Genomic DNA, 16,934 nt, shown 5'->3' with positions numbered 1-16,934 from the left:
ATTTTCAAGGAACATCTATAAGAAGATTTAAATTATGACCACGGCCGCCCTTCACAAGGGTTACTAAGTAAAACGTGTATATTCCCCAACTCCTCATTGGTTAAATAGCCATTCTTATTTTTATCTAAATAATGAAATAGCTCTGTTTGCTTATTTTCTCCCTGAAAACGCTTATCAGTAGGCCAACGATAAGGATAGAAATCTTGTACCTGTTGAAACTCTTTTAAGCTGTATAAGCCATCATGATTTACATCATATTTTTCCTGAAAAAGCTTCCAATCCAAAGATGCAGGCTCACATGCACTTACTACATTTAAAATGCAGTAAGTGATGCAAGCTGTGAGTAACTTAATAGTTGGATTGCTCATGATTATTGGCTTGTAAATCAGAAATTTTGTAATCTTTTTCATGAACAGGTGTACCAACAATGCTCATAGTTCGCTCATTTGCTGGCTGTTGCTTGCTCATGGTTCTCATCTCACATCCTGTAGTTAAGATGAGAAAAACTACAGAAATGCTCACCATTAGTTTTTTCATAACGTGACCCTCATTTCTTTTTGTTTTATTTATTAAGTTACCACTTTTTAAATGTTTAAGTACTAAAAAAGATATTTCAATTTGTATATATTTTACTCAAAAATAAAGCCAGACTATAAATAGCTGGCTTTGTATTTTTTAGATATTTTAATTAAAGGCTTATCATTTGAAGAAAATTAATTTTAAACCTAATACACTTACAATACTTCCAGCGACTCGGTCAACGCCAGTTTTTGCTTTTAAGTACATTGTTCTAGGCTTCTCTGAAGAAAGCAGCATTGCAACACATGAGTACCACCCTGCATCGATCATAAAACAAATCACTGGTAATGCGACATAGTAGTAACTTGGGATTTCTTTTGGCAATAAAGCAGTAAATACACTCGCTAGAACGACTGCAATTTTCGGGTTGCTTAACTGGGTAATCAGGCCATAACGATATGCCTGTTTATAGGTCATTTTTGATTTGCCATCATTTTCCATAGCAATTGGTTCTTTGGCATGTTTAATAATTTTAAAGGCTAACCAAAGCAAATACAGCCCACCACCAATTTTTAAGATTAAATATGCTGAAGGTACTGCCAGTAAAACTGCCTGCAACCCCATAACAGCTAGAAAACCAAAAAGAGCTGCACCTGTACCTGTGCCTAAAGCTGTAAACAAACCATGTTTACGTGATTTAGAAATTGAATTTTGTGCTACATAAATAAAGCTCGGCCCAGGGCTTATTGCTCCAAGCATCAATGCCATCGCAATTGAAAAAAGAGGAATAAGGGACTCAAACATTGTATTGACCTAGCATCATGCAATTGCGCGGTATTCTAACAGCTTTTTATGACACATATAAAAATGGAAAACATATAAATGATGAAAATTGAATTTTCATGTTTTTTACAATTTATATCTTCACAACGGACAAAAATGTCCGTTAAATATATCGGTCTTTAGAACTCCCAAATCAATGACATGAGTAAACGTCAAAAAATTGCTGCCCATAACCGGGATGAATTACTCAATGCAGCCGAAGAATGTTTTCGTATTCATGGCATTAATGTGCCCTTGCAAGTTGTGATTGACCATGCAGGTGTAGGCAGAGCAACTTTTTACCGTAACTTTTGTGACCGCAAGGCTTTAATTAGCGCGCTTTTAGAACGTGCGATTACACAGCTAGAGCAAAAAGCTGCTCATTTTCAACAATTCGAGGATGGTTTATTTCGTTTAATTGAAGGACATATTGCACAACTTCCTAAGCTTGCAATTTTGCAAGATTTTTGGAGAGTGATTGATCGACAAGATCCAATTATGTTAAAAATTTATGAACGGCGAAATAATGCACTTAACCCACTGATTGGAAATGCGATAGAACAAAAACTGTGCCGAGCTGATCTCACTGCCAATGACTATGCAATGATCACTGCAATGTTGGGTTCTTCATTTCAAGGACATGAGCCAGAAGAACAAACTCGCTTAGCAAAACGAGCAATTGAATTACTAATTCATGGTATTCAAGTACAAAAAATTCGAGGGATAGAATGAGTAAAACGCCTCGTTATTTAGAAACACCACCCGACTGGACACCAGAAGAGCAACCGACTCTACCTGGTTCACCGGCAGCTATTGCTCACTCTGTACCTAAGCGATTTATTTACTTTTTTATTGGTTTATTTGTCGCCCTTTCGGCAAGCTTAAGTAATGGTTTTATTACGGCAAATTTACCTTTAATTCAAGGTGAATATGGACTGACGCCTTCCGAAGCTGCTTGGCTCCCTGCGGCTTATGTCATGGCAAATGTCAGCTCAAACCTGATTTTGTTTAAAGCCCGACAACAGTATGGTTTAAGAGTATTTTCGGAAATAGGGCTGGTTATTTTTATTGCCGTGCTGGTTTTACATATTTTTGTGCATACCTATGAAATGGCCCTATTCGCAAGGGTTGTGGCAGGTTTGGCAGGAGCACCTCTCAGCTCTTTAGGTATGTATTACACCATGCAGGCTTTTAAAAAAGCAGACATGGCAAAAGGTATATATATCGCCTTCGGTTTCCAACAATTAGGGGTTCCCCTCGCTTGGATTATTTCTCCATTTCTTGTCAGTACAGACAGTTGGTCTGTCCTATATACCTTTGAGCTAGGTTTAGCACTTTGTTGTTTAGCGATGGTTGTTTCATTGAAATTACCACGTAGCTTACGAATCTATGTTTTTGAGAAGCAGGATTTCTTCACCTTTGCTTTACTGGCTCCCGGTTTTGCATGCTTATGTATTGTGCTCACACAAGGCCCAATTTTATGGTGGTTTAACAGTGAATGGTTGGCATATGTATTAATTGCTGGCTTTAGCTTAGTTGTTCTTGGTTTGCTCTATGAACACTATCGTGCCAATCCATTAATTATGACACGCTGGTTAGGTGCTTCTTCGACCTTGCGTTTCATTTTTGGTGCTTTTGCTATTCGACTTCTAATGTCTGAGCAAAGCTATGCTGCTGTTAATTTCTTAAAAGCCATGGGAATGGGGCCTGATCAGTTTGTACCGCTTTATGTTGTGATCTTCATCGGGATTTTAAGTGGAACCTTATTTAGTGCACTGACTTTTTCACGTGAACGAATTATCTTCCACTTACTTTTTGCAGAGTTCTTAATTCTGGTTGCCTGTGGACTAGATTATCACTTAACCAGTGATGTTCGACCTGTGAACTTCTTTGCAAGTCAATTCCTAGTAGGTTTCGCAGGTGGTTTATTTATTGGGCCGTTACTGCTTATTGGCTTTGCCCAAACTTTGGCTAAAGGTCCTTCGTATGTGGTGACTTTTATTGTGCTGTTCTCTGCAACTCAAACCTTTGGTGGTCTGGTCGGGTCTTCTTTCTTCTCGACCTATCAACAACATCGTACACAAAACTATCAAGTCGAGATTATTAAAGATTTAGAACAATCCGACCCGTTAGTTTCTCAGAGGCTCTCCACCTATCAACGTAGTGCAGCCATCACAACAAATGACCCAGCATTACAAACGACTCAGGCCATGCGTACACTCAATCAAGTGGTTACCCGTGAAGCACAAGTGCGTGCCTACAATGATGTTATTGCGTTAAACGGTATTTTTGCTATCGCACTGCTCTTATGGGGTGGATTTAATATTGCGCGTAGTAAATATCTACAACGCAGAGGAATTAGCCGCCCTTAAAGGCTTTTGTTATTGATGAAATAGAAATTGAGATTGATATATGTCAGATGATCAAAACAAACCGGAACCAACACCAGCTCAGGCACCCGCCAACGAGCCAACACCTGCACCTGCACCTGCAAGTAAACTGATTCCGACAAAACGCTCAACACTATTATGGATGTTGGGTGTGCTTATTATCGGTATTTTAGTGATTTTATGGGCATGGAGAATCGGACCTTTTGCCACGAGTGTCCAACAAACTGATAATAGTTATGTCAAAGGTAAAACCACTGTTTTATCGTCACAAATTAATGGCTATGTTAAAGATGTATTGGTAAAAGACTTTGACCACGTTAAAAAGGGTCAGGTGCTCATGCATATTGATGCAACTACTTATGACCAAAAAGTAACTCAGGCGGCTTCTGGAGTTGAACAAGCTAAAAATACTTTAGCCAACCAAACCCAATCCATCGCTCAAAAACAGGCTGATATTGTTTCGGCACAAGCCAAAGTAGATCAAGTGAAAGCTCAATATGAACTCTCTTTGGCACAGCTTAGACGTTATCAACAGTTAGGAAATAGTGGAGCCGCTTCTAAATCTGAGCAAGATAAAGCTGCTGCTGATGCCGAGAATAACCTTGCAGCCCTTAAACAGGCAGAAGCAAATGTCTTAGTTGCAAAAGAGGCTTTGAAAACCGCACAGGTCGCAGAAGCTGGCTTAGAAGCACAAGTTTCCAGCGCTAAAGCACAGTTAGACCAAGCGCAAACCACCAAAGACTATAGCGTTATTGTGGCTCCAATGGATGGTCAACTTGGTGAAGTAAATCCTCGTGTTGGACAATATGTAGCAGCAGGCTCACAGTTACTCTACTTAATTCCACAACAAACTTGGGTGATTGCTAACTTTAAAGAAACCCAAATTGCCAATATGCGAATTGGTCAAAAAGCATGGTTTACAGTCGATGCAATGAATCACAAGAAATTTACAGGACATGTTGAGCAAATCTCGCCTGCTGCGGGTTCCGAGTTCAGTGTGTTAAAGCCAGACAATGCGACAGGAAACTTTACCAAAGTTGTGCAACGTATTGCCGTACGTATCACCATAGACCCAAATCAGGAAGGAATGGAACACTTACGCCCTGGCATGTCAGTGATTACTTCTGTCGACACAAGTTCTTAATCAGCTTTTTAAAGTTCTCTTGAAAAAGCTACAATGTGATCATTCATTATTTTTCTCAATTTCTAATGTTTGATCACATTGCCCAGCCTATTTCCTATCAGCACATTGAACTCCCCTCATCTGTTCATCTCGACATTAAAAGGGTAGATCTAATTCATCCTCAAATTTCAGGCAATAAATTTTTCAAACTAAAATACAATCTGCTTGCCGCAAAACAACAAGGTCTATCAACTATTTTGACTTTTGGTGGGGCTTACTCAAATCATATTGCTGCAACTGCTTATGCAGCTCATCTTTTTGGCTTACACAGTATAGGAATTATTCGCGGTGAAGAGTTAGCGAGTAAGCCTCTCAACCCCACCTTGGCAAAAGCTCAAAGTTTGGGAATGCAGCTACATTTTGTCTCACGCAATGAATATCGTTTGAGAAATGATGAAAACTATCTTCAACAGTTACATCTTCAATTTCCTGAAACTTTCATTATTCCTGAAGGTGGCACCAATGAACTGGCAGTTCAAGGCTGTCAGGAAATTCTTAGTCAGAGTGATTTAAAGCAATACGATGTGATTTGCTGTGCAGTGGGAACTGGTGGAACGATTTCGGGCCTTATTGAAAGAAGTTCAGCACATCAAAAAGTTTTAGGATTTGCGGCTTTAAAAGGTGACTTTTTACAACAAGAAGTTCAGCAGTGGACTAAAAAACAGAATTGGTCGCTCACTGATGCTTATTGCTGTGGTGGTTATGCGAAAACTTCATCTGATTTACTGGCATTTATAGAAAATTTCGAAGAACAATATGCTGTACCCCTTGAACCGATCTATACGGGAAAAATGATGTTCGGTCTGTTGGATCTTATCAAAAACAATTACTTCCCTGAAGCAACTCGCATTCTGGCTATTCATTCTGGTGGTTTACAGGCAGATATAAGAAATAAATCACACCAATAATTCACTCACTTTTCGCTAACGTTTTCTCTAACGCAATAAATGTCTTTAGCACGAGTAAGTGCTGACATGATAGTATATGCCCCTTTTTAATTTTCACGATTAATCGAGAATCTCTTATGTCTAACAGTCATGTCGATGTCATTGTCTTAGGTGCAGGCGCTTCTGGACTCATGTTGGCTGCACATGCTGCTAAACGAGGGCGCTCGGTTTTAATTTTAGAAAAAGCCAACAAAATTGGTAAAAAGATTTTAATGTCGGGCGGTGGGAAATGTAACTTTACCAATCTATATGTAGAGCCTGACAACTATATTTCTCATAATCCACACTTTGTTATTTCTGCCTTATCACGCTATAGCAATTGGGACTTTATTGGACTGATATGTGATTATGGAATTGCATATGAAGAACGAAAACACGGGCAATTATTTACGTTAAACGGCGCTAAAGAAATTTTAGAGATGTTGGTGAGTGAGTGTAATAAAACCAACAATGTTGAAATCCAAACCCATTGTGAAGTTGGACAAATCGACCCATTAGAACAAGGCGGTTTTTCTGTACACACCAACCAAGGTCGTTTTAACTGTGAGTCATTAGTTGTTGCTACAGGCGGCTTATCTATTCCGACTTTGGGCGGTTCTGGATTTGGCTATGAACTAGCACAAAAATTTGGACATACAGTTTTCCCAACCCGTGCAGGTTTAGTTCCATTTACTTTTTCAGATCATATTAAAGAAGTTACCACACGCTTAAGTGGTAATGCTTTAGATGTCACGTTAAGCAACTCAAAAAATAGCTTTACTGAAGCGTTATTATTTACTCATCGTGGATTAAGTGGGCCAAGTTCTTTACAGCTTTCTAACTATTGGAATACTGGGGAAAGTTTTAAAATTGACTTTTTCCCAAGCCAAGATTTGGCAGCTTATTTAAAAGATAAAAAGAAAGCACAGCCTAAAGTTTTATTGCGCACCCTTCTGAATGAGTTTACAGCGAAAAGTATTGTACAAGAGCTACAACAACTCATATGGCCAGAGCATAGCGAAACGGCAATTGGTAATATCAGTGATGCACAGCTAGAGCATATTGCCGAGCAATTACATGGTTTTTCGGTTAAACCATCAGGCACTGAAGGATATCGTACTGCCGAAGTGACCTTAGGTGGAATTGATACAACTGAAGTTTCATCTAAAACACTCGAAAGCAAAAAACAGAAAGGACTATTCTTTATTGGAGAAGTACTGGATGTGACCGGCCATTTAGGCGGTTATAACTTTCAATGGGCTTGGTCTTCTGCTTATGCAGCAGCGCAATATGTTTAAATGCTGAATAAGCTAATTTGCTGCTTTCGCTTCACTTGATGATTTTTCAGCGTCACGTGTATGCGTTGTTGCCTGTTTTGATGAATCAGATTTGCTAAACACAAATTTATAAGCACTTGCTAAAAAACCAACGGTAATCCCAGCAATTACAACAGGTGCTAAAAAACGACCAGGCTTTTTCATGGTATTTTCCTCACTTATTTGTTTTTATAGCTGTCAAAGACAGAACGACCACTCAATATAGAGTGGTCGAACTTATCACAAAAATCAAAGATTTTTTGTACTGTTTATCTGAAAATTAGTTACACCTACTAAATTTCATCATTTTCGCCAGTAGAACCAAAAGGTTTATTTACTGGTGGTTGTGATGGATTTACTTGTGCAGAATCAGCTGGTTTTGCATCAGATGAAACAGTTGATGATGAAGTTGTAGTCGTTGGCGAAGTTGAAGCCGAAGACGTACTTGCTGTTGTAGTAGAAGGTGGTTGATATAAAGGATTTGGTTGATTAGCTTCTTTTTTCGCTTTATCAAGCAAGTCAGACAATAGTCTTTCCGCTGGTTGACGACCACCTAAGCCAAATGCAAGCGCGAAAGCCACTGCAACTGCACCTAGAGTTAAGCCAAATGCAAGATTCACAATCGAATCAGCAATACCCATCGCTTTTAAACCAAGCGCAAGGACTAAGCCAATAATTAAGACACGAACCAAACTACCTAACCAACGCGAACTGTTATATTCACCGCGCTGAACTACGTTCGCCACCACATTTGCAAGCCAGAAACCAATAACCAAAATCACAGCGCCCAATAGAATGTTTGCACCGAAGTGGATAAACATTGCGATTAGACCACTAATCTGTTCAAAGCCAAGACGGTCAGCAGCTTCTGAAACTGCAAACAACATGGTAAAGAACACGATTAACCAGCCAACAGCACCAGAAACTTTAGTTTGACCGAAAAAGCGTTGTACATCTAATTTTGCAGGGATTTCATCAACACCTGTTCCTGCAATGAGTTCAGCAACCAAGCGTCCAACAAAACGAGAAACAATATAAGCAACCAGTAAAATTAAACCAGCAGCAATAATGTTTGGAATCGCTTGCAAGATTTCATTGAGCATTGCTGTCGCTGGCTGAGAAATTGTCTCAATACCTAAAGCTTCAAATGCCACAATCAATGTCGTAATGATAATAATGGCAAAAACAAATGAACCTAAAAATTTGCCTACATTTGAGTTTTTGAACAGACCGATTTTTTCCGCTTGTGCTTGAACACCTAAGCTATTAATTAAACCTTCAACAATACCGCGTACAATTTTTGCCAAGATATATCCAACAAAAACGATAACGCCAGCAATAAAGATATTTGGTAAGAAGGCAATTGCCTCATTCACCATATTTTGAACAGGAATAAGTAAACCTGTTAACCCTAAGATTGAGAGTACAATAGGAAGGAAAAGTAATAACACAAGCCAGTAAAGAATTTCACCAATATTCTGACTAATTCCCCCTACCCCTACTTCGCTACTTAATTTGTCATCGAGTTGCGTTCTGGATAGCACATTGGTAATTCCCGCCCGCACCAGTCGAGCAACGATCCAACCAATGAAACCCACCACCACGGCAGCAATAATATTTGGAATATAGACGAGTACTTGATTCACCATATTGCTAAATGGTCCACTCACTCCACTAATGTTGAGCACATTTAAAGCAGCAACAACAGCAAGAATCAGAATAAACCAGAATATGACTTTGGAGACGAGGCCTTCTATATTAGGAGTACGTCCTGTAGCTGAAGATAATTTGGCATTTGTATTTAATTTTTGCAGAAGTTTTTTTACCCCTGCTGCAACTAATAAAGCGATTATCCAGCCAACCAGTAAGATGACAATTGCAGCTAAAATAGGATGAAACTGATCCCAGTAATACATCGCATCAAACTGAGCGCCGCGAGGCCCATTAAAAAATTCATTCATATTGTTATGTCCTCAATTGTTATGTTCTTTTCAGTGTTATCAGTAAATGAAAAACACTAGTTCGTTGTAAAAAATGACGATAAATGCGGTCTATGTCACCTTATGTTTTGAATATTTTTCAATCAACATCCTTCTGCATAAATACAACAAATTGATGCAAAAGATTGCAAAAAAAGCCTTCAGGACACATCCTAAAGGCTTTCTATCGAGATATACTGTTGGGCTTACTATCCTTTGTAAGTTTTCAGATCAGAAGTACCCATCATGACATGTGGTGTAGTCTCATGTTGAAAAGCCCCTTCTTGTTTTGGCGATTGGTTATGTTCAGAAACCATATAAACAATAAGCGCAAGAAGAAAAAGCCCTACAATAATTAAAATATAAACTGGCAATCTTCTTTTTTTTGCAGTCTCTTCAGGACTCGTCACATGAGGTGGTTTTGAAAAATCATGCATCTTCTTTCCCCTCTTCTATTATCATTAACTATATATTCATCATAACAATTTGATTTGTTGCATTGTGTGAAAAAGCATTATGCGAAGGTGACTATGGTTGCAAAACTCTACTTTTAAAATAATAAATTTAGTATAAAATTTAGCCACATTAATTTTGACTATTAAAAATATAATCTCACTTTATTCATAAACTTCTTCGAAGTTCGATTTGTAATACAATATGTTTTAGCGCTTACTTTTTATAAAATAGGCTATAATAAGCCCCCTTGTTTTAAAGCTACTCAATTTTATGATGTATCGTCAGCAAAGCGTAACTCTTGATCTCGACACTGACGTCACACATCAATGTTATTTGCATCAGACAAGAGATGACCATCTCATTGGTATTATTGAATTTAATAAGCCAAGCTATGAGCTCAAATGGAGTGATCTTGAGTATTTCCGTCGCCGTACCGAAGAGTTCTCGGTTATGCCATTCCCTGAATGTGTTAATGCAATGATTGTTGATATTCGTAATATCAATGTATTTCTGGACAATGAAGTCCCTATTTTACCTTGGCGTTTACTTGAAGAAGACTGCCCTGTCCGCTTGGTTGTTCCTCAAGATCGTCTTGAATATTATGCAGGTCTGTTTGAACCGACTTGGCTTTCAACAGATGTCGACAGTGCGATTTCAGAAATTCGTGAATTTATGGATATGTTTGTCCATTAATAAACATATCCATAAAAAACTTTCTTAAAATATTTTTACTTTCAGTTTTACCAATAATTCTCTACAGCAATATTTCCCTCACCACGACGATTCATCGTCAAACCACGGCGTTTTAAAGCTTCTTTAGTATCGTCAACCATTTGTGGGTTTCCACATAACATGACGTGACTAGTTGCTGAGTTAAGTTCCAAACCTGCTGCTTTTTCTAACTCACCATTTTCGATTAATACAGGTAAGCGCTCATGCAACGGCGCTGATGAGTCTCGGGTAATAATAGGAATAAATTTAAAGCCGTTATGCCCTTCTCCAAACGTTTCAGCAATCTCTTGAATACGATCGACATATGCCAATTCATCTGCAGTACGGACGCTATAAACCAAATTAATCTTTTGATAATTAGACCAAGTCTCAAAGTCTTGTAGCATCGACAAAAATGGAGCCAAACCTGTACCTGTTGCTAATAACCATAAATCATGCGGTAAAGGTTGCTGATAACGCGCCAAAGTCAGATATCCATATGGAATTTTTTCCAAATAAAGCTCATCACCGACTTTCAAATGCTGTAGATTCGAAGTGAAAGCACCGTCTGGTACAACAATTGAGAAGAACTCTAGCGTTTCATCAAATGGAGAAGACACCACCGAATAAGCACGGACAACCAGTTCGTCACCTACCTTTAAACCTATACGCGCAAACTGACCTGCGGTAAATTTAAAATGCGAAGGACGAGTCATGGTAAAGCTGAAAAGTGTTGGGGTCCAACGATGAACTGATAAAACTTTTTCTACGCTAAATTTTTCAATTGACATGATTTCAACGTGGCATGAAATAGTGCGCTCATGTTAGCATGACAGCCGAAATAATGAATACTTTTAAACGTTAAGGCTTTTTAAACATGCGGATGACATTACGCCAGTTGGCTGTTTTTGTAGCAGTCGCCCAAGAAGGAACCGTTACTAAAGCCAGTGATGCGGTCAGACTGACGCAAAGTGCAGCAAGTATGGCTTTAGCCGATTTAGAAGACGGCTTAGGTGCTCCTTTATTTGATCGTTTAGGTAAGCGCTTACAGCTTAATGATCTTGGACGTTTTTTACTTCCACAAGCTTTAGAAATCTTGGGACGTTGTGAAGCGTTTGAACAAGCTGCAAAAGGTGAATTACAAAGTATTGACCTTCGTATTGGGGCGACCTTAACCATCAGTGACTATTTAATGCCTGATTTAATGGCCAGCTTTTTACAACGTCATCCGCAAGCACATTTACAACTTCAAGTGGGTAATACCCGCCAAATGATTGAAGCTGTAAATCAGTTCCAATTAGATTTAGCTTTAATTGAAGGTTCTTGTCACTTACCTCAACTTCAATGTATTCATTGGCGTGATGATGAGCTAGCAGTGTGCTGTTCCCCAGATCATCCTTTAACACGTTTAAATCGCCCCCTTACCCCTCAAGATTTTCACGAAGTAGAATGGATCTTACGTGAAGAAGGTTCAGGTACGCGTGAAGTTTTTGATAATGCAATTTTGCAAGATCTACCAGATGCCAACATTCGTTTAACGCTTGGTCACAATGAAGCAATCTTAAAAATAGTGGCTGGTGGTTTAGGAATGTCTTGTATTTCTAGATTAGCAATTGAACCTTTAAGTGAAAAAGGTCAGCTTGTTATTTTAGATACACCATTTTGGCAACTGACTCGTCCGCTTTATATGCTGGTACATCGCCAAAAATATCAAGGGCCGGGCCTCAAAGCATTTTTAAAATTCTGTGATGAAGATCAGGCTTAAAGCCTGATCTTCTAATGCCATCTAGAATCATTTTCGCAGGGCTCACCGTCACGGTTCCCATCCATTTTAGTGTTCGGACAATTTCTTACAAACCAACGTGCCTCTTCTAAAGAGTGCATTTGGGAACAATACTCACGCCCATCACAATGAAAAGCCGATGTTTTATCATTTACCCGTTCCGGGGCTCTTTCAGATGTAAGTGCTAAAGCCTTTTTCGTTTTTTCAGAAAGCTGAACATCCGGTAACTTACCCAAAGCTGCGCGCTGTGCTTCAATAATCGTCTTCTGTTGTTGTATTAATAAATGCACTTTTTCATGTGATACACGCTGCTGAGCCTGCTGACGATAGTACAATACCGTGAAACTCACACATGCAACAATAACCAAGATGCCAACGATAAATATACTGATGTATTCACTTGAACTCAGCTTGAATTTGCTGCGTTTAATTTTTCCCCGTTGAATCATATTTCCCCATTTTTTAATCTTATTATTCATTCTTAAAAAATTAAGGGAAATTTATATCTCCCTTAATTCTAAATCACTTAATCTTTCTGAACGCATCAAAACACTTGTCTGATAAATTCATTACTTAAGTTTTTTAATATATTACATTTAGTTCATTATTAACGTCGGAAATTTGACAATAACTCACTTGTGATCGCTTTATTGTGATCCGCAATTTTATTCTTCTTGGTTTTCGCAGGGTTTGGATCAACACGCTCAATTTTGATCGCTTTAAACTTCCCCTGATTATCTGCCGCAAGAAATCTCACTTTTTCATTTCTTTTTGGTTCACCTTCTGATGCAGGGAAATCAGAAATATGAAAGAAAATATCTCCTTCAGTGGTTGAAATAAAACCAAAACCCTTATCGGGGTTATATTGTTTTACCCTTCCAATATAAAACTCTTGTTTCATGATCTTTCCCCTACTTTTCCAATCCAGTCATCACACTAAATAAAAAGAGACTTTCAATTCCGCCCTTAAAAGCATACGGTTTGATGAAGTCTCTTTTTATCGTTATGTCAAAAATTAATCTTTTTGAACACTACCAAAAATCTTGTCGCCAGCATCGCCTAAACCTGGAACAATATAGCCTTGCTCATTTAAGCCATCGTCAATAGATGCAGTATAAAGCTCAATATCAGGATGCGCTGCTTCTACCTTTGCAATTCCTTCAGGAGCTGCAACTAATACCATAACACGGATATCTTTACATCCACTTGCCTTTAACACATCAATTGCAGCAACCAAAGAGTTACCTGTTGCAAGCATTGGATCAATAATCATTGCAATACGGTTAGCAACATCTGGAACCAGTTTTTTATAGTAAGTACGTACTTCTAGAGTGGCTTCATCACGCTCAAGACCTAACACACTTACTTTTGCACTTGGAATCAGATTAAGTACGCCATCAAGCATACCGATACCAGCACGTAAAATCGGTACAATCGTTATTTTTTTACCAGCAATACGCTGAGTAGTAACAGTTCCAGCCCATCCATCAATTTCGCAATCCACAACTGGTAAATCTTTCGTTGCTTCATATGTCAACAACATAGTCACTTCTTGAGCAAGCTCACGGAAATTCTTAGTACTGATGTCAGCACGACGTAATAAACCTAATTTATGACGAATAAGTGGGTGACGAATTTCTTGAATGGCCACAGATGTTACCTAAAAATATAAAAACGTATTTATTATAATCTTTTTTTAACTATCAATAAAAAAAAGCCTCCATATTTGGAGGCTTTTTTGTACACAAGAATTATTGTTGTTGCGAAAGCATGAAATGTAATGGAGATAAAATTTCTGCTTTTAATGCCAAATTAATCATTGGATCTGGATATACACCCAAAATAATAACTAATGCAGCAGCAGCTAATACCATCAAACCACCTACTTTTTGTCCCCAATGTGCATCAGCATCAATACGAGGAGTTTCAGGTGGAGTCATATACATCACAACCATCACACGTAAGTAGTAATACAAACCAATACCACTACCTACAATAATCATTGCAGCTAAGAACCAGTGTTGAGTCGTTACAGCAGCCATAACAACCAAAAACTTACCAATGAAGCCTGCTGTTAATGGAATACCAGCCAAAGATAACATCATGACTGTTAATGTTGCTGTAAGTACTGGACGACGCCAGAACAAACCGCGGTAGTCTGCAAGGCTTTGAGCTTCATCTACGTTGTTATATGGACTAGACATTAACGCTACTGCACCAAAGGCACCAATAGTTGTTAATACATAAGTCACCACATACACAGTTACGCTACCTAAGCTCGCATAAGTCATGCTGATTAAAGCAATTAACAAATAACCAAAGTGAGCAATAGATGAATAACCCAAAATACGCTTTAAGTTCACTTGGCGAACAGCGAGCAAGTTACCGACTAAAATTGACAATACAGCAATGATTGTCAAAACAGTCACTAGCGAGTTCACCATAATTGCGCCAGAAGCAAGCAAATAACGTACGAACAAACCAATAGTCGCAACCTTAGCAGCAGTTGCTAAGAAAGTTGCCATTGGAGCTGGAGCGCCTGCATATACATCTGGTGTCCATTTGTGGAACGGTGCAAGCGACAATTTGAATGCAACAGCAAAGATAATAAGTGCTAAACCTAATAACACCATTGGCTGTTTGATTGCGCCAAATAAAGCTTGAACCGAATCATAGAATGAAAGCGAACCAGTGTAAGCGTAGATATACGCCATACCCATCAACAACATCGCAGAAGCTGTTGCAGAAAGTACAAGGTACTTAATACCCGCTTCAAGCGATTGGCTACGTTGATATGTATAAGCAAGTAAGCCGTATACAGGAATCGACATTAACTCAAGACTAATGAAGAAAGATGCATAGTGAGAACTTGCAACCATCAACATTGCACCTGCTACAGAAGCAAGTAACAGAAGATAGAGTTCTTCACGGTTGTCTTTATAAGTCTCGATGTAAGCATGAGACAAAGTACAACAAGCCAATGATGCAACTAAAATCATGAACTGATAGAACAAAGTAAATGGGTCAACCATAAACATGCCCATCACATTTGCCGGTACAAATTTACCGCCAAATAGTTCTAACAAGATATAAAGTGCAGCAAGGTTTAAACCGACAACAGAAGTTGTTGCGATTAAATTATGGTTACGCTTAATTGCAATGAGCAGCATAACGACGACTGTTGTCAACGCAACAATCATCACAGGTGCTAATGGCATGAGCGTAGAGAATGATACTGTGAAGTTCATGATTATTGGATCTCCACATGGTCAAGTTGAGTAGCTGTTTGCTGAACAGTTTCAACGACTTCTTGTACTGGCACATAACTATTGACCAACCACTGCATACTTGAATGAGATACATCCAAGAATGTTTGTGGGAAGATACCAAGCCAAACGAGACCAATCGCACAAATCATCAAAATAACAACTTCACGAGCAGATAAGTCTTTTAATGGACTAGTGTAGTGTTGCTTTTGTTCAGGGTTTGGCTCACCAAATAAAGCACGGTGAATCAAGATCAAGCCATATAAACCTGCAAATACAAGGCTGATAGAAGCAAGAATCGTGAAGGCCGGATATTTATTAAATGAACCCATCAAAATCAGGAATTCACCAATAAAGTTACCTAAACCTGGCACACCAACAAGAGCAGCTACGAAGAACATTAAGAAGAATGGTAAGTATTGGAGTTGACCACGAAGACCACCCATCAAACGCAAATCACGTGTATGCAAGCGCTCGTAGATTTGACCAGACATAATGAACAATGCAGCAGATGACAAACCATGTGCCAACATCATGATCATTAAACCTTGGAAGGTCAAAATATTACCTGCATAGATTGCAAGTAAAATGAAGCCCATGTGTGAAATCGACGTATACGCAAGTAAACGTTTCATGTCAGTTTGCTGGTAAGCACACCAAGCGCCGTAGAAAATACCAATCAAACCGAAAATAATCGCAATATCTGCAAACTGTGCAGAAGCTGCTGGGAAGAATGGAATTACGAAACGGAGCAAACCGTATGCTGCTGTTTTAATCAAGATACCAGCCAAGTCTACAGAACCCGCTGTAGGAGCTTGAGCATGTGCATCTGGTAACCAGCCATGCAATGGAAACACTGGTAACTTCACTGCAAAACCGATAAAGAAGCAGATCATGAAACCATACGCGAAGCCAGCAGGTAAACGATTCGCTACAGCTAATAAATAGTTGTAATCAAAACCGATCATACCAGTCATCATGTAACCATAGACCACAAGGCCAAGGATACCGATTAACATCACTAAACCAGCGATTTGCGTATATAAGAAGAACTTAGTTGCAGCGTAAACACGTGAACGGCCGTTTGAACCTTTATGACCCCATAACGCAATCAAGAAGTAGATTGGTACAAGCATCATCTCCCAGAAGAAGAAGAATAGGAACAAATCGATTGCCAAGAACACGCCAATAACGCCACCTAAACTCCATAATAAGTTTAAGTGGAAGAAACCAACATTCTTTTGAATCTCACCCCATGAACAACCAACAGCAAGTACACCCAGTAAAGCTGTTAACAACACCATGAGTAAAGACAAGCCATCCACTGCTAAGTGAATGCCAATACCGAGAGATTTAATCCACGGTAAATAGAACTCAGCTGACCAAGTTGGGACTTTTGAGCCCAACTCATAGGTATAAGTACCACTTTGCCAAAGTGCAAGACCTAAGCCCAATGTAATGAGCATACCAATTAAGGCAATCCAGCGTGGCAAAGTTTTGTCGAGTTTATCGACTAACCAACAAGTAAAACCTGCAATGAACGGAACAAGGATCAGCGCGGGTAAAATTAAATTGTTTTCCAT

19 protein-coding genes are annotated in these 16,934 nt (G+C 38.9%); 7 read left to right on the top strand and 12 right to left on the bottom strand.

Annotated features, from left to right (window positions below; all coding sequences use genetic code 11):
- Positions 1 to 32 precede the first annotated feature (32 nt).
- The 3 genes from AC1PJ9_RS02180 to AC1PJ9_RS02170 form a co-directional block, all read right to left on the bottom strand.
- The gene (locus AC1PJ9_RS02180) at positions 33 to 368 is read right to left on the bottom strand and encodes an EF-hand domain-containing protein (RefSeq protein ID WP_202733360.1); all 336 of its coding nucleotides are present in this window, start codon (positions 366 to 368) and stop codon (positions 33 to 35) included.
- A complete protein-coding gene (locus tag AC1PJ9_RS02175) occupies positions 349 to 537 on the bottom strand; it encodes an NF038215 family lipoprotein (RefSeq protein ID WP_068936152.1) in 189 nt (62 codons plus the stop codon). The genes AC1PJ9_RS02180 and AC1PJ9_RS02175 overlap by 20 nt, the downstream gene beginning before the upstream one ends.
- Before the next feature lie 162 nt (positions 538 to 699).
- Positions 700 to 1,323, bottom strand: coding sequence for a LysE family translocator (locus tag AC1PJ9_RS02170; RefSeq protein ID WP_068936154.1), 624 nt, complete (start codon positions 1,321 to 1,323; stop codon positions 700 to 702).
- A 180-nt stretch (positions 1,324 to 1,503) separates the two neighbouring features.
- On the opposite strand from AC1PJ9_RS02170, the gene AC1PJ9_RS02165 reads away from it, so the two are divergent.
- From AC1PJ9_RS02165 to AC1PJ9_RS02145, 5 genes are all read left to right on the top strand, one after another.
- Positions 1,504 to 2,073 (top strand): TetR/AcrR family transcriptional regulator, encoded by a 570-nt coding sequence (locus AC1PJ9_RS02165; protein ID WP_311086642.1) that lies wholly within the window; start codon positions 1,504 to 1,506, stop codon positions 2,071 to 2,073.
- Entirely contained in the window at positions 2,070 to 3,713 is a 1,644-nt protein-coding gene (locus AC1PJ9_RS02160; protein WP_240288183.1) for an MFS transporter, read from the top strand. The genes AC1PJ9_RS02165 and AC1PJ9_RS02160 overlap by 4 nt, the downstream gene beginning before the upstream one ends.
- A gap of 40 nt (positions 3,714 to 3,753) precedes the next feature.
- Positions 3,754 to 4,875: an HlyD family secretion protein gene (locus tag AC1PJ9_RS02155; RefSeq protein WP_311086641.1), complete on the top strand. Its 1,122-nt coding sequence runs from the start codon at positions 3,754 to 3,756 to the stop codon at positions 4,873 to 4,875.
- Positions 4,876 to 4,940: 65 nt separating this feature from the next.
- Positions 4,941 to 5,822 carry a 1-aminocyclopropane-1-carboxylate deaminase/D-cysteine desulfhydrase gene (locus AC1PJ9_RS02150; RefSeq protein WP_311086640.1) on the top strand — a complete coding sequence of 294 codons (882 nt, stop codon included), beginning with the start codon at positions 4,941 to 4,943 and terminating at the stop codon, positions 5,820 to 5,822.
- Between the two features lie 116 nt (positions 5,823 to 5,938).
- Positions 5,939 to 7,138: a BaiN/RdsA family NAD(P)/FAD-dependent oxidoreductase gene (locus tag AC1PJ9_RS02145; RefSeq protein ID WP_311086639.1), complete on the top strand. Its 1,200-nt coding sequence runs from the start codon at positions 5,939 to 5,941 to the stop codon at positions 7,136 to 7,138.
- 12 nt (positions 7,139 to 7,150) lie between these two features.
- Here the strand turns inward: AC1PJ9_RS02145 and AC1PJ9_RS02140 are convergent, their stop codons facing one another.
- The 3 genes from AC1PJ9_RS02140 to AC1PJ9_RS02130 form a co-directional block, all read right to left on the bottom strand.
- Positions 7,151 to 7,321, bottom strand: coding sequence for a hypothetical protein (locus AC1PJ9_RS02140; protein ID WP_019457074.1), 171 nt, complete (start codon positions 7,319 to 7,321; stop codon positions 7,151 to 7,153).
- Between the two features lie 128 nt (positions 7,322 to 7,449).
- Positions 7,450 to 9,117 (bottom strand): mechanosensitive ion channel, encoded by a 1,668-nt coding sequence (locus tag AC1PJ9_RS02135; protein WP_311086638.1) that lies wholly within the window; start codon positions 9,115 to 9,117, stop codon positions 7,450 to 7,452.
- 227 nt (positions 9,118 to 9,344) lie between these two features.
- Positions 9,345 to 9,572, bottom strand: coding sequence for a hypothetical protein (locus AC1PJ9_RS02130; protein WP_263613023.1), 228 nt, complete (start codon positions 9,570 to 9,572; stop codon positions 9,345 to 9,347).
- A 292-nt stretch (positions 9,573 to 9,864) separates the two neighbouring features.
- Between AC1PJ9_RS02130 and AC1PJ9_RS02125 the strand changes: the two genes are divergently transcribed.
- Positions 9,865 to 10,284, top strand: coding sequence for a hypothetical protein (locus tag AC1PJ9_RS02125; protein ID WP_171249067.1), 420 nt, complete (start codon positions 9,865 to 9,867; stop codon positions 10,282 to 10,284).
- Between the two features lie 47 nt (positions 10,285 to 10,331).
- On the opposite strand, the gene AC1PJ9_RS02120 is transcribed toward AC1PJ9_RS02125, so the two are convergent.
- Positions 10,332 to 11,093, bottom strand: a complete 762-nt coding sequence (locus tag AC1PJ9_RS02120; RefSeq protein WP_039251647.1) for a ferredoxin--NADP reductase — start codon at positions 11,091 to 11,093, stop codon at positions 10,332 to 10,334.
- 86 nt (positions 11,094 to 11,179) lie between these two features.
- Here AC1PJ9_RS02120 and gigC point away from each other — a divergent pair, with 86 nt between their 5' ends.
- Positions 11,180 to 12,067: a LysR family transcriptional regulator GigC gene (gigC, locus tag AC1PJ9_RS02115; protein WP_151739721.1), complete on the top strand. Its 888-nt coding sequence runs from the start codon at positions 11,180 to 11,182 to the stop codon at positions 12,065 to 12,067.
- 11 nt (positions 12,068 to 12,078) lie between these two features.
- On the opposite strand, the gene AC1PJ9_RS02110 is transcribed toward gigC, so the two are convergent.
- From AC1PJ9_RS02110 to nuoM, 5 genes are all read right to left on the bottom strand, one after another.
- The gene (locus AC1PJ9_RS02110; RefSeq protein WP_311086663.1) at positions 12,079 to 12,534 is read right to left on the bottom strand and encodes an excalibur calcium-binding domain-containing protein; all 456 of its coding nucleotides are present in this window, start codon (positions 12,532 to 12,534) and stop codon (positions 12,079 to 12,081) included.
- Positions 12,535 to 12,692: 158 nt separating this feature from the next.
- Positions 12,693 to 12,986 carry a cold shock domain-containing protein gene (locus AC1PJ9_RS02105; protein WP_077169979.1) on the bottom strand — a complete coding sequence of 98 codons (294 nt, stop codon included), beginning with the start codon at positions 12,984 to 12,986 and terminating at the stop codon, positions 12,693 to 12,695.
- Between the two features lie 114 nt (positions 12,987 to 13,100).
- Positions 13,101 to 13,736, bottom strand: a complete 636-nt coding sequence (gene upp / locus AC1PJ9_RS02100; RefSeq protein ID WP_019457078.1) for a uracil phosphoribosyltransferase — start codon at positions 13,734 to 13,736, stop codon at positions 13,101 to 13,103.
- A 100-nt stretch (positions 13,737 to 13,836) separates the two neighbouring features.
- Positions 13,837 to 15,333: an NADH-quinone oxidoreductase subunit NuoN gene (gene nuoN / locus AC1PJ9_RS02095; protein ID WP_311086637.1), complete on the bottom strand. Its 1,497-nt coding sequence runs from the start codon at positions 15,331 to 15,333 to the stop codon at positions 13,837 to 13,839.
- Between the two features lie 2 nt (positions 15,334 to 15,335).
- Positions 15,336 to 16,934, bottom strand: coding sequence for an NADH-quinone oxidoreductase subunit M (nuoM, locus tag AC1PJ9_RS02090; RefSeq protein WP_019457080.1), 1,599 nt, complete (start codon positions 16,932 to 16,934; stop codon positions 15,336 to 15,338).

It is taken from the genome of Acinetobacter sp. 70_2 (genome assembly GCF_056736115.1).
Note: the sequence above shows the minus strand (reverse complement) of the source record. Positions and strands in the feature narration are given on the sequence as shown.

Coding starts and splice junctions, on each gene's coding strand:
- AC1PJ9_RS02140 (WP_019457074.1), bottom strand. CDS start 7,321: ATGAAAAAGCCTGGTCGTTTTTTAGCACCTGTTGTAATTGCTGGGATT.
- AC1PJ9_RS02135 (WP_311086638.1), bottom strand. CDS start 9,117: ATGAATGAATTTTTTAATGGGCCTCGCGGCGCTCAGTTTGATGCGATG.
- AC1PJ9_RS02125 (WP_171249067.1), top strand. CDS start 9,865: ATGTATCGTCAGCAAAGCGTAACTCTTGATCTCGACACTGACGTCACA.
- AC1PJ9_RS02160 (WP_240288183.1), top strand. CDS start 2,070: ATGAGTAAAACGCCTCGTTATTTAGAAACACCACCCGACTGGACACCA.
- AC1PJ9_RS02120 (WP_039251647.1), bottom strand. CDS start 11,093: ATGTCAATTGAAAAATTTAGCGTAGAAAAAGTTTTATCAGTTCATCGT.
- AC1PJ9_RS02145 (WP_311086639.1), top strand. CDS start 5,939: ATGTCTAACAGTCATGTCGATGTCATTGTCTTAGGTGCAGGCGCTTCT.
- AC1PJ9_RS02180 (WP_202733360.1), bottom strand. CDS start 368: ATGAGCAATCCAACTATTAAGTTACTCACAGCTTGCATCACTTACTGC.
- AC1PJ9_RS02175 (WP_068936152.1), bottom strand. CDS start 537: ATGAAAAAACTAATGGTGAGCATTTCTGTAGTTTTTCTCATCTTAACT.
- AC1PJ9_RS02130 (WP_263613023.1), bottom strand. CDS start 9,572: ATGCATGATTTTTCAAAACCACCTCATGTGACGAGTCCTGAAGAGACT.
- AC1PJ9_RS02105 (WP_077169979.1), bottom strand. CDS start 12,986: ATGAAACAAGAGTTTTATATTGGAAGGGTAAAACAATATAACCCCGAT.
- AC1PJ9_RS02155 (WP_311086641.1), top strand. CDS start 3,754: ATGTCAGATGATCAAAACAAACCGGAACCAACACCAGCTCAGGCACCC.
- AC1PJ9_RS02165 (WP_311086642.1), top strand. CDS start 1,504: ATGAGTAAACGTCAAAAAATTGCTGCCCATAACCGGGATGAATTACTC.
- nuoM (WP_019457080.1), bottom strand. CDS start 16,934: ATGGAAAACAATTTAATTTTACCCGCGCTGATCCTTGTTCCGTTCATT.
- AC1PJ9_RS02110 (WP_311086663.1), bottom strand. CDS start 12,534: ATGATTCAACGGGGAAAAATTAAACGCAGCAAATTCAAGCTGAGTTCA.
- AC1PJ9_RS02170 (WP_068936154.1), bottom strand. CDS start 1,323: ATGTTTGAGTCCCTTATTCCTCTTTTTTCAATTGCGATGGCATTGATG.
- nuoN (WP_311086637.1), bottom strand. CDS start 15,333: ATGAACTTCACAGTATCATTCTCTACGCTCATGCCATTAGCACCTGTG.
- AC1PJ9_RS02150 (WP_311086640.1), top strand. CDS start 4,941: ATGTTTGATCACATTGCCCAGCCTATTTCCTATCAGCACATTGAACTC.
- gigC (WP_151739721.1), top strand. CDS start 11,180: ATGCGGATGACATTACGCCAGTTGGCTGTTTTTGTAGCAGTCGCCCAA.